Below are 12868 nucleotides of genomic sequence, written 5' to 3' on the forward strand. Positions count from 1 at the left end.
CTTGGCAAGAGCCAATTCAAGTTGCAAAAACGAAAAAGACTTGGTATACATTATGGCTTGGCAAAAAAACATATTACGAAACTGAATATAAAACTCGTTCTAGTGATAATGCCACAATTCCTAGCATAGAAGATTTATTAATTGGTTGGCAAGTTCAGGCGAAACAGGCAGAACTGGAAATAGTAAAAGAAATTGCAAGTTGGTTTTTACAACAGAGTGGTTGCGTAAAAAAAAATGTAGATAAAATTCAAAAGGACATTCTTGACCGTTATGAAGAAAGGCTTGATACAGCACACAGAGAGATTACTATAGATTATGAGATGCAAAAAAATGTCTGGCAACCTATGCAACAAAAAGCTATAAGTCTTATGGAAGATTTTAACAATTTAGGACAATCCTTAAAAGAGGAGCTTTAGATTAAAAGTGGTAAATCGTTATTTACAAGATTTAGATGATGTTTTTTATTATGTATATCCTTGCATAAAAGATTTAGACTGTGGGGTTTTACATAAGGTGTTGTACATAATACTTGATAATGAACCCGAAAAGGCCGAATATATTAGTAATAGATACGGTATTACAGAATCAGCAACAAAACATGATGACCAAGTAATTCTTGATAGTCTATCAAATAACCCATTTAGAGCAATGCCTAAACTTTTCAATTCTGACACCAAAGAACTTTTTTTAATTGTAGTAGTAGCTTGTCTACTTGTTGGCTCAATTGGATATATTCAATTTATTCAAAGGCGAAAAAATAAAGAAAGAGGAGGTAATGCCAAAAATATACAACAATCGGTAGCTGTATCTTTACAACCTTTAGCACCTACTCAACAATCACTCACTGTAGCTTTGTGTCTTGTTGTACCTGCCTACGTAGTAAATAAATTAAAAGAGCAATATCCAATCGATGCTGATGAAATCGAAAACCTCATAGATAATGCCTCCTATTTTCTTTGTACAAAAGTTGCTGATGCTGAATTAGTAAAACAGCGTCTAGATTTGATAGAGGAAAATATTTTAACTGTTGGCGAACGAAGAGAAGTTTACGTCAGAATTCATATTGCTGATGGACAAGAAATGCTTGATAAGACAGTTCCATATATTTTAAAGAGAAATCTACCATCTCACCGTCAAGGAGTTGTTAAACAATTAGCTTGTCTTGGAGATTTATCTGGCTTAGAAAAATTTAACCGTGTATAAGGAGCCTTCAAATGGATTGGAAAACAGCATCTTCTTACTATGAGGCTCGTTTAAGTGAAGCTCTAAACGTACAGAGACACGCGGTTAATTTAGCTAATTTACCTCAAGCCGAAATTCCATCTCAATTAAAAGCAATACTTTTACAAGAAGCAGAACCAGCCCGTCGTCAACTTGAAAGGCTGAAAAAGCGAGAGTTTCGCATTGCAGTTGTCGGTTTAGAAAAAGCGGGGAAAAGTACTTTTATTAATGCCTGGTTAGAATGCGATTTACTTCCAGCCAAGGGAGGAAGGTGTACATTTACAACAACGCAAATTTATTCGGTTGAAAATGACACCGAGCAAAAGCTTGAAGTACAAGCGAAAACGGAAGAACAATTTATCAATTTATTAAACGAGCTTGAAACAGCAAAAGCCCAAGAAGATATCAAAACTATCCGAGAAAATGAAATTACTTTGCAGCAAGTAAGAAGAGAAGGTAATCGGACTTTTCCATTTACTCGTTTAGACGATATCAGGGAATCACTTAAGAAGTATGTAGCAGATGAAAAGTATGCTCATGCTGTTTTAGAAGCGAGACTTTATACTAACAAACTTGCCCAAGCTGAAGGTATTGTATTTTATGATGTTCCTGGTTTAGATTCAGGTTTAGCAAAGCACGTTGATGAAGCCAAGGAAATGCTGTCAGATTGCGATGCTGTAATATTAGTACAGCGTTTTACTAGCCTGAGAGAGAAGGAACTAGAAATCATCAAATTCACAGAACTTGGTGATAAAAACATTACCGTTGCTGATAAACTTTTTGTATTTTTAAGTCGTATTGACTCCTTAGCTACTCCAGAAGCACTTAAAACTCATATTGAAGAAGCATCTCAAGATTGGTTTAAACGTGCCAAACTTCCACGGGAACGTATTATATATGGTTCGGCGGGAGCATATCTACTTTTGAATGGATTAGCTGGAGAACAGACAAGGTTAGAGATTGGTGATACAAGTAATATCCAAGCCCAGTTAAAAAGATTAACTGGAATTATCGATGATGAAACTTTAAATAAGAAAGGTACTGGAATTCCAGAAATAAAAGAAAAAATATTTAATTATATTAATACTGAACGTGTATTTATATTAAAAAAGAGATGCGAGGCTTCTATAAATACAATCTTAACTACCTCGGAAGAAATTTATAAATTAGTTAGCAAACGTTATTCTGAAAACCCTGAAGAAGCAAAACGCTTTGAAGAAGACCGTAGACGAGTTTTGTTTAGCGAATGGTGGAATTATAGATGGGAAGAGAAGAAAGCTGATCTCCAAAAATTTTATGACTCTTCTGTTGCTAATAACTCTCTCGATAATTTAACGGCTAATTCTGCAACCAGCCTCGCAAAATTTAAAGAGAGATATCTACAAATTGTCGCCAGTGAAATCCAAAAACTGAAAGCAGAAGTATTTATAAAAAAAGATATTATCTTTGCTGCCAACTCATTCCCACAGTTTGACCGCATGAAAGCTAATTTCGCTTGGCGTGAAGATTTATATGGCGACATTAGCAAGCTTTTATCTTCTATAGCCCGACAACTCGCTCTGGAATTGAAAGATGAGGCATTAAATTTAGTCGAATATATGACAAGCTTATTATGGGGCAGTAAGGAAGTAAAAGAAAGATTAATTGAAAAATCGGAAGAATACTTTTTATCTAAGCTAGAAAATAGCTTAAGTGTCCTATTTTTACGTTTTGCCCGTCCAGTAGCAGAAGTATTAATTCGCGCTCCACTTAATAGCGATGCCCGCGATAAAATTGCTAAGAGTCTTGGTGTAGACATTGAAATAGTTGATAACTATTACACGGGAGAAGAAGCCGCTTTTCAAGTCCTCAAAAGATACGCAAAATATGGTTATAAATTACTCTATAATCCTGAGATAAGGCAACAAGTTTTAGGAATAAAAGGAATCGTAGCACCGATTATTAATGTTGTCACACAAATTACTATAGATGTTTCCAGCGAATTTAAATCTCCCCAAGACGATGTAACATTTGAAGTTGAAAATGATATCAATGTTTTTGAAGAATACTTGCGTGCTGCAATTTTTGAAGCAGCAGGTTTTGAATCGTACTGCATTCAAGAACTCAATGGCTTGATTGATAGTTTTAGAGAAAAGGAAGGCACATGGACGGGGATTGCCCATAATGAATGGTTGCAAGAAAATCCGCTTTTGTTGGCAGAGATACCGCCAGAATTGCGATCGCAAGAGTCTAACTTAGAAGTTAGCGATCGCTTGCGCCAATTATCTACTGCATTAAAAAAGACTCGAATGTAAGAAGTGCATAGGCGTAGACCGTCGTAGACATCGCATCCTATGATTGTTGAAGTTTAACAGATCACACTGTTCATTCCATCTCCAATCGCATCTAAAATTTACGTTATTTTACGAATGCGAATACTTTTAGATGAAATAACAGTAAAAGCTCCTAATAATTCATCTGCGTGTTCATTAATGGCATTGGCAATAATTTCTGCTCTATCATTTGAAGATAAACCGAATAATCGAATTAACACCACACCTGCTGCAATTCGACACAAACGGAAAACTAACTCACCAAAATCTTTATCTGATGTCAATAAAATTGCACTTTCATTATTAGCCAAGTTCAAAACTTCATCGTCAGGAATTCCTGGTTGCATTTCCACAACATACAAAGCTTCGTGACCATCTAGCCGTAGACGTTCAACGATTTGCCAATCTAAATTTTCGTCTCCTAAAAACTTCAAGAAGCTTTCTCAATGGTTGGATAAACCACATCAGAACGCAAAGCTTGAGCCGCAAATGCCAAAGCTGCTTTAATTCCTTCATCGCTAAGTCGCGGATGTGCTTCGAGTATTTGCTGAGATGTTTCACCCGCAGCAAGCTTTTCGAGAATTAACTCAACTGTAATACGAGTTCCTGAAATGACAGGTTTGCCCATCATTATTTTTGGATCGGATACGATTTTTTGCATGAGTTAGGATTATTTGGATAGATGATTAATTTAATATATAACTGCTTTCAACATTCTTCTACATCACCTACCAGAACACAAGGCGCGATCGCTGTTAATTACCTTCTGGTTAGTCTGCAAATAATCATGTAGTAAATCGCAACCCCGCGCCAGTAGATTTTCTAGTTGGATATCTGCCAAATTTCGGAAAATTACAGTGCCATTGCCACTACCCGCAGCCAAAGTCTTGCTGTTATGGCTGAAACTGACGCTGGTTAACTCATCTTTATCGCCTTTCAAAGCAATCAGCAACGTCCCTTCTCGGTTCCAAATCCTCACTTTGTCATCACTGCTAGCTGCCAGAGTCTTACCATCGGGGCTAAAACTGACACTGATAAAACTATCGCCATCGCCTGTGAGATTATTTAGCAATGTCCCTTCTCGGTTCCAAATCTTCACCGTGCTATCAATACTCACTGAGGCAATATTTTGACCATCAGGCGACCAAGCCACGCCATTTACCCGGCGGCTATGACCTGTTAAGGTATATAGCAATTTACCCTCTATACTCCAAATTTTCACGGTTTTATCATCACTGGCCGAGGCTAGCAACTTCCCATCAGGGCTAAAGCTTACCCAATTCACCGCTTCTTGATGTCCCTTTAAGGTGGTGATTAGTTTACCGTTACGACTCCAAAGTTTTACTGTTTTATCTTTACTAGCCGAGGCAATTACTTGACCATCAGGCGACCAAGCTACACCCAATACGGTATCATTATGACTCTGTAAGGTGTTGAGCAGTTGACCGTCAGCACTCCAAAGTTTTACTGTTTTATCTTTACTAGCCGAGGCAATTACTTGACCATCGGGCGACCAAGCTACGCCCCAAACTTGACCCTGATGCCCTGTGAATGTACGGAGTAGTTTGCCATCACGACTGAAAAGTTTTACAGTTTTGTCTCGACTCGCGGCTGCTAAGGTGCGATCGCCTGGACTAAAACTGATGCTAGTTATCCAATCATCATTATCGGCTTTGGGCTTTCGTAATAGCACATCGTCCCAATGCCAAAGTTTAATAGTTTTGTCCCGACTGGCGGAAGCAAGGGTGCGACCATCTGGGCTAAAACTGACGCTATTTACCCAATTGTTATGTCCTTTCAGGGTTCCTAGCAGCACACCTTCAGAACTCCAAAGTTTGATTGTCTCATCGGTACTTGCGGAAGCGATCGTGTTACCATCGGGGCTAAAACTGACGCTGGTAACTCCAGCACTATGCCCCGATAAGGTTCGCAGTAGCTTCCCGCCCAGATTCCACAGTTTGATTGTCTGGTCTAAACTAGCAGAAGCGATCGCTTTTCCATCGGGCGACCAAGCTACACTTTTGACTGCATCTTCATGTCCTTGCAAGGTTTTGAGTAGTTTACCATCCCGATTCCACAGTTTCACCGTCTTGTCAGCACTCCCAGAAGCTAAGGTTTGACCATCGTTTGACCAAGCGACACTCAAAACTGCACCATTATGTCCCTGCAAAGTTTTGAGCAGCTTACCATCCCGATTCCACAGTTTCACTGTTTTGTCTGTACTCGCTGAAGCAATAATCTGGCCATCTGGGCTGAAACTAGCACTATTCACCACACCCTGATGTCCTAATAAAGTAGCCAGCAGTTGACCTTCTCGACTCCAAAGTTTCACCGTTTTGTCTTGACTGGCGGAAGCCACGATTTGACTATCTGGGCTGAAACTGACGCTATTAACCACATCCTCATGCCCTGTCAAGGTTTTAACCAAGCTACCATCAGGATGCCAGAGTTTGATTGTATTATCCGCACTGGCTGAGGCAATTAAAGAGCGATCGCTGCTAAATGTAGCACTATTTACCCCAGATATATGCCCGTCCAAACGGTTATATTCTCTTACCCCGGAAACTGCTTGATAAAGCGCCGTCTGTACTTGCTCTCTTGTATAGGAATCTACCCAGATTGTTTGTTGTAATTTTCTCCCCGCTTTTAAAGCTTCTTTTAAAGCATCAATACCTTTTTGGGAAGCAAAGAGGGCTTCACTGGATGCACTGAGGGTTTTAATTTCGCTATCTACTGCTGTGACGATGGAAACACTTAATCCCAATATGGCAAGAACGGAAGCAGTCAGGGCAATTTTTAGGGAACGATTTAATTGAGCTTCACTAAGTCTTTGTTGCTTTTGACTTTCTGCGAGTTTAGCTGTTAGCTCTTTTTCTTTGAGTTCAGCTCGTAATTGCTCAATTTCTAACTGACTTAATTCTTCCCGCTTGTGTAATTCTCGCAATTCTGTTAATAAGTCTAATCCCGGTTGGGGATGAGGAGCTACCAATTTGGAACGCTGCTTATTCTGGCTAAGTTCGCTCTTAAGTCGCTCAATCTCAGCTTTACTTTGTTCTACTTTATAGCGCAACTGATTTAGTTGTACTTGTAAGCTAGATTCTTGTTGTTGTAAGTAGCGAATCAAGTCTACTAAATAATCGTGAATCAGTTGATAGCGTTCTGGTACATCAGGGAATAGTACCACTAAACCGGAGCGGACTAAAATTTCTAATACTAACTCTAATTTGTCAGCATCTTCTAACTCTGATAGCTGCGCCGCTAACTCAGCACGAGTTTTAAAAGGTCGGTTGTTACTTTCATCTGTTAATAAGTATAAAACGAGTAACGCGGCTCGTTCATTTTCTGGTCCGCAGTCTTTAATCAGTTCCTTAATATATCTTTCGATGAGTTTGTTTGGTCTATATGGTTGATATTCTTCTAAGGTAGTAATGCGCTCATCTTGAATTTGCGCTCCCACAACTTGTAATTCGATGGGGCGGACTTCTCCAAATTCTGTGGATAAATCTTCGATTAAGGCATCAATTAAAGCAGGTTCTAAATTAAACTGCGATCGCTCGGTCAATTTTTGGATAATTGCTTTCGCATATTCCGGCGAAAAATTATTTAACTGATAGCGAATATGCTTGTCGAGAATATTATTATTAATCGCTTCCAGTGCCGAAAGATGTTTAAAGTCTAACAACCGATGTAAATAATCTTCTCGCAAGGAAAGGATGACTTTGACAAAGGGTATATTGAGACAATCGCTAATAAATTTATCAAACTCTTGCTTTTTATTGCGATCGCTAGAACCAAAGAAAAATTCTTCAAATTGGTCGAAAATTAAAACTGTAATCAAATGGCGATCGGCATTTTCTTGGAGTTGTTGTAGAATACTACCGATAGTAAACGGTGTGGCAGAGTAAGGTACAGCCTCCGATTCAATGGCTACTTCTGGCTTAATATCAGCGTAAATCGCCAGGGATGCGTCACTAGACATCGCCTCACTTAAAGATTTTCCTAATTCCCGCGCCCAATCGGTATAAACTTGCAGTACCACAGGTACGGCTATTTGATCGCCAATGGCTCGATTTTGCAGGGCTGGAACTAAACCCGCCGTGACAGTAGAACTCTTACCCACGCCCGATTGACCGTGAATCACCGTCAACTTTTGATCGGCGCGGCTAATTCTGCCAATTAAGTTATTAATATCACGCTCTCGACCAGAAGCCGCAATTTCTAAAGCAACGCTGCTACTCCCTGAAGGTGACATTAACGCTGGGTTTGTCGCCTGTCTTTGGGGTTGCAAACGTCCAGCCCCAATAAAAGCCCGAAAACCGTACTGCTGCTCAACAGAACGCCGTTTCTGTCGAATGTAATAGGCTTCTAGATATCGCCCTTCTTCAAAATATAGCGATCGCAGTCTCCGCAATAAGCGAATATAACGATGGGCATCGTATTGATGGGCGCTACTTTCTAAAGCTGCTGATAGGTCTTTTGTTGCCTTATCTAAGTATTCACGAGCAACTTCTAGCTCGCCTAAATTTCGCTGTGCTTTCGCTAAAACTAAATAGTAAATTTGCGCCAATAATAATGGAAATAAGCAGTTATAAGGGTCATTCTGCTTTTGCGCCTCACCTAATTTCAGCAGTGATACGTGTGCTAAAATACTCGCCTGTACCCACCGCGACTGCTGTACAGCCACTTGCGCCAAAAAACCGTAGTCACAAGCTAATTGGATTTGACTACCATAAGTTTGATGTAACTCCAGAGACTTTTGAGCAACTGTCTGCAATTCTTCCCACTCTTGCAGATATTGCAAAACCTCAGCGAGTTGATTAATAAATCCAGCAACTATATCTAAACGCCCAGCTACCTGCAAAATATTCAAGCATTGCTGAAAATAAGATTTAGCAGTATACCAATGGCGGCGGTTTTCTATTTGATTTTGCTCTGCAAAACGGCAATAACACAACCCAATATAAAACAGCAAAATTCCCTGTCGCAGCAGTAGGGGTGATGGACGATTAGGAGGCGTAGACGAAGAAAATACCCCCTCATCTCCCTCAGTCTTTTTATTCAATTTTGAATTTTGAATTTTGAATTTTGAATTGATTTCCCCTGCTTCCCCGCTCTCTGCCAACTTTTCCCAAACTTGTAAGCTTTGCTGAAAATGGCTTAAACCTGTATTGATGCGATCGCTAATATAATTATCTAGACCAAAAACAAATTCTAAACTAGCGTGTAATTCTGGCTCTAAGGTAATACCACGATTGTGTAACTCTTTAATCGCAAAGTGGAGTTCATAGCTATGCTCCCAGACTTGCTCGACAGTGGAATAATGCTTGGCAACTTGAGGCGGTTGATGTTGTGTAGTATCGTTTAGTAACACCGTGGCAAATAAAGAGTCAGTTTCCTGTTGCAAAAATTCCAGCAGTGATTGAGTTGTCATCTCAAACCGAATCGGTGTCGCCGCCCAACTAGCAAAATCTGGTGCTAAACGGGCTACCTTTTGCAATATTTCCTCGTTCACCCACACAATCATCGGAAATGAGTGACGTTTGCGAAATTCATCCCGAATATGATTGATAGAACTCAGTAAATCGTCGAGTCCATCTACTGACTCTAAACCCAAAATCATCAACGCCGATGGCGGATTAGCTTCGGTTAAGAGTTGTAAATGAATACTTGTGTAAAGACTTCTGGCATTATGCGGTAGAATTACCTTTTGAATATGGTGTACTCCTGAAGAGAGTTCTTCGAGTCGTTGCAGCATTCGCTCTTGCAAAACTCGATAATTGCAGCACACCAAAACTAGGGAAAATTGACCGCTCGAAAGGGTAATTGCTCTCCCCAGACTCCGTAAAGCCCGCTCATTAGCTGCTGTTATATCTACTTGTGTGTGTCCTTCAACCATGACTTAAATTTTTCTGTCTCTGCTAAAACTGGGTTGACGGCAAACCAAGCTCCCTGATGATCGCGGTACTCAAATACAAATAGACTTCGCAAAAGGGTATGGTATTCTATATCACCTCTAACTCGTTGCTGTTGCACCACCTGAAAGATTAATTCCCACTCATGGGGGTCGATGGCGTTAGCTCGGTAATCTCGCTGTCTTTGAATCACCAATTCGACACATTCCCGTTCAAAGGGTGGATCTTGTTCTCGCAGACAGTCAAACAGTAAACCCAGTAAGTCGCGCACATGACCACCACTCATCAGGCACAATCGATCTAAGGTTTCCAGACTATCAAACACCTCTGTAATTAAGCCTAACCGATCGCTAGGTAAAATGTCTGGAAAAGCTCTAGCTAGCACCATTTGCCGCATCATTGCTAGCCCTTGGGGAAAAATCTCGCCAGAGCGCAAACGCACAGGTATCATCGGTAAAACTTTTGGTGCAACTCCACCGCCCAAACGATGCTGGAGTTCGGCGCTATCGTTAGAGAAAGTCAGGGCTAGAGGAATAGTGTAGACTACATGACAATTCAGTTTGCGTAATTGTTCGCCACGCTGAATAAATAAATATTCTGGCAGCGATCGCCCCGATGGTAAAGGTCGAATTGCAACTCTATCCAAGTTATCAACAATCACCACCAGTCCTTTTTTACCCCTGGTTTTCAGTTCCTTGGTGGCACGTTCTAGCAATTCTTGATTAATTGACTGTAAAATATTTGCGGTTCGTGGTTCTAGATAATCTCTTAACCGCCGCCGCAATTGGGGACTTTCTTTAGTTTTCGCGGTAATTTTGGCAATCCCCACAGACAACTCTGCTTCTACCCCAAGGTCAATTGGCGTTTGCAGAAAATCGACAATTTCGCTAAACAACTTGGTAAAGTAGGTAGGTTTGAGCCTAATTTTCATCGCTTCTAGGCTTTCACTCACCTGTCCAGCAATCGCCAACAAAATATCGGTAACATCCACATCGGCCATTTCTAAGACATGGGTAGACTCAAAGTAAACTACATGAAATTGCTGCACTTCTAACTCAGCTTTCAGGCGCAACAACTCTGTTGATTTTCCACAGCCGAGATGTCCGGTAAATAGTTGACAGGTTGGGATATCCGGCGATATTCTAGCGATCGTGCGCTGCAAAGCTTCGATGATTTTGCCACCCCGCACCGCAGCAAAATCGATATAGTACCTGCGATCGCTAGGGTTTCCTATAATTAGAGGTCTGCTCGGATTGCAAGCCTGATAAAATCTTTCTAAATCTAGGAGCATAACTAATCAAGTTCACTCAGGAATGGGGACGCAAAAATTTACTAGATAAATATATTGATTTTAGGTAATTTATGCCTTATTTTAATCAAACTACTAACTAAACTAGCAGCATTCAGGATAATTGTTTATATCTATGTTCGATATAGCACATATTAATGGTGATGTTTTAGGGAACTCCAAGAAATAAATTATCCAATATTGTGGGGTGGGCAACATGAGCGCCTAGTCTATAGTGCGGGCAAGATGCCCACCCCACAAGAATTAATTGGATATTTTTTTATTTGTCAGTCCCTTAGTTAAAGTAAGCAAAAGTACTACTATAAGTACAAAGAGCAGAAATATCTAATATTTAATAAGGTACTCTTATGAATAATAAAAATATCTAACAAAAAAAAAGGTACTATTAAGTACAATTTTGTCGCTCTCTGAACTCATAATCAGCTTGATTTATGAACGAGCTTTCGCCAATTTTACAAGAGAATAATCTACAATCCTTGTTAAATAAAGCTTTTAACAAAAACGCTAGTGAAGTCAACTTGAGTTCAGAGTAACTTTTTGACTGAATTTTGCTTCTCGTTCTGAAATCAGCACGATTTTATTGATGACAGCCTTTGCATTCAGAGTGACAACCTCTGAAGTATCTAGGACTAACCAGGAAAACAAACGATTTGGGCATTGTTGGAATATATGCGATCGCCCTGCGGTGTGAATGTGGATAAAATTTGCGATCGCTGGCAGACTCAATATGTCATTCTCATCTTTGGTCGTCCAGTGCGCTAAGGAGTAGCCATAGAGTTAGATGTTATGTGTAGAATTTTAGCGATCGCTTCATCTGTTCCACCTGACGAAGCCAGGAGTAAAGTGTGCGCCCGACAAATCATTCGCGCCGTTGCTTTTCCTTTTTTCACTATTTCAACTAATTGTTGATGCTGTTCTTGTGTCAGCTTTACTATGTGCTTTGTTAGTTCTGAATTCTGCTATGTATGCCTGATAATTAATAAGGCAATCTACAAACAGCAAAGATGCAGACTCTCCAAAAACTCTCACTCCCAAGCATGGGCTGCGGCACTTGGGCTTGGGGCAACCAACTGCTTTGGGGATATGACGAAAGTATGGATGAGCAGTTGCAAGCTGTCTTTAACCTTTGTGTAAGCAACGGTGTAACTTTATTTGATACAGGTGACTCTTACGGAACTGGGAGATTGAATGGTCGGAGTGAGTTACTTCTGGGACGATTTAACCGAGAATATCTAGGTTCAGGCAAAGAAAATATTTGTATTGCAACTAAACTTGCTGCTTACCCGTGGAGATGGACACGTCAATCAATGGTAAGGGCTTGCCAGTCATCTGCTCAACGCTTGGGAAGAAATGTCGATTTGGTACAGATGCATTGGTCAACAGCAAACTATGCTCCTTGGCAAGAGGAGGGACTTTTAGATGGTCTTGCTGATTTGTATGAGCAAGGGCTGGTCAAGGGAGTAGGATTATCCAATTATGGGCCAAAACGGCTGAAGCGAGTGCAAAAAAAGTTTGCGGAACGAGGCGTTCCTATTGCAACTTTGCAAGTTCAATACTCTCTGTTGTCTACATATCCTGTCACCCAACTCAAGCTGAAAGACCTTTGTGATGAGTTGGACATTAAATTGATTGCCTATAGCCCTCTAGCTTTGGGACTACTGACAGGAAAATACTCTGAGCAAGGCGCTTTACCTAAAGGCATTCGAGGTTTGTTATTTAAGCAAATATTATCAGGAATGGGTAGAGGTGGAACGGCTTCTGCTGGCAAATCGCTTTTAGAATGTTTGCGAGAGGTGGCACAATTCAGAAACAAAACCATGTCACAGGTAGCAATTAATTGGTGTATCTGTAAAGGAACTATCCCTATCCCTGGTGCAAAGAGTGTCGAACAAGCGAAGGAAAATCTTGGTGCGTTGGGTTGGCAATTAGACGCTGGTGAGATTGCAGAGTTAGATAAGGCGGCAGCGAATACAGACAAAAAAATGGTACAAAATATCTTTCAAACTAAGTGAAATTTTAACGTCGCTGAATTTGAAGAAGAATTCAGGAGTCAGAATTCAGAATTCAGAATGGGCTAAACGCCCCGCTATCGCTAACAGGAGTCAGAATCAAGA

At 40.3% G+C, this 12868-nt stretch carries 9 protein-coding genes and 1 pseudogene; 4 read left to right on the forward strand and 6 right to left on the reverse strand.

The window, feature by feature from the left end; translation table 11 throughout:
* The 3 genes and pseudogenes from HWQ37_RS33815 to HWQ37_RS33825 form a co-directional block, all read left to right on the forward strand.
* A pseudogene (locus HWQ37_RS33815) lies at nt 1–416 on the forward strand (hypothetical protein); the annotation flags it as partial.
* A 7-nt stretch (nt 417–423) separates the two neighbouring features.
* Entirely contained in the window at nt 424–1203 is a 780-nt protein-coding gene (locus HWQ37_RS33820; RefSeq protein ID WP_292755679.1) for a hypothetical protein, read from the forward strand.
* A gap of 11 nt (nt 1204–1214) precedes the next feature.
* Nucleotides 1215–3515: a dynamin family protein gene (locus HWQ37_RS33825; protein ID WP_292755681.1), complete on the forward strand. Its 2301-nt coding sequence runs from the start codon at nt 1215–1217 to the stop codon at nt 3513–3515.
* Nucleotides 3516–3613: 98 nt separating this feature from the next.
* Here HWQ37_RS33825 and HWQ37_RS33830 read toward each other — a convergent pair whose 3' ends face one another.
* The 6 genes from HWQ37_RS33830 to HWQ37_RS33855 form a co-directional block, all read right to left on the reverse strand.
* Nucleotides 3614–3967 carry a DUF5615 family PIN-like protein gene (locus tag HWQ37_RS33830; protein WP_292755683.1) on the reverse strand — a complete coding sequence of 118 codons (354 nt, stop codon included), beginning with the start codon at nt 3965–3967 and terminating at the stop codon, nt 3614–3616.
* Nucleotides 3964–4194, reverse strand: a complete 231-nt coding sequence (locus HWQ37_RS33835; RefSeq protein ID WP_292755684.1) for a DUF433 domain-containing protein — start codon at nt 4192–4194, stop codon at nt 3964–3966. Before HWQ37_RS33835 ends, HWQ37_RS33830 begins: the two co-directional genes overlap by 4 nt.
* Before the next feature lie 63 nt (nt 4195–4257).
* Complete coding sequence (locus HWQ37_RS33840) at nt 4258–9429, reverse strand: WD40 domain-containing protein (protein ID WP_292755685.1); 5172 nt, start codon at nt 9427–9429, stop codon at nt 4258–4260.
* Nucleotides 9405–10736, reverse strand: a complete 1332-nt coding sequence (locus tag HWQ37_RS33845; protein WP_292755686.1) for a P-loop NTPase fold protein — start codon at nt 10734–10736, stop codon at nt 9405–9407. Before HWQ37_RS33845 ends, HWQ37_RS33840 begins: the two co-directional genes overlap by 25 nt.
* Before the next feature lie 531 nt (nt 10737–11267).
* Nucleotides 11268–11480 carry a hypothetical protein gene (locus HWQ37_RS33850; protein WP_292755687.1) on the reverse strand — a complete coding sequence of 71 codons (213 nt, stop codon included), beginning with the start codon at nt 11478–11480 and terminating at the stop codon, nt 11268–11270.
* 32 nt (nt 11481–11512) lie between these two features.
* A complete protein-coding gene (locus HWQ37_RS33855; protein WP_292755689.1) occupies nt 11513–11644 on the reverse strand; it encodes a hypothetical protein in 132 nt (43 codons plus the stop codon).
* Between the two features lie 114 nt (nt 11645–11758).
* On the opposite strand from HWQ37_RS33855, the gene HWQ37_RS33860 reads away from it, so the two are divergent.
* A complete protein-coding gene (locus HWQ37_RS33860) occupies nt 11759–12766 on the forward strand; it encodes an aldo/keto reductase (RefSeq protein ID WP_292755691.1) in 1008 nt (335 codons plus the stop codon).
* Nucleotides 12767–12868: the final 102 nt, after the last annotated feature.

The sequence above is a fragment of the Nostoc sp. NMS4 genome (assembly GCF_017115095.1).
Classification (GTDB): domain Bacteria; phylum Cyanobacteriota; class Cyanobacteriia; order Cyanobacteriales; family Nostocaceae; genus Nostoc.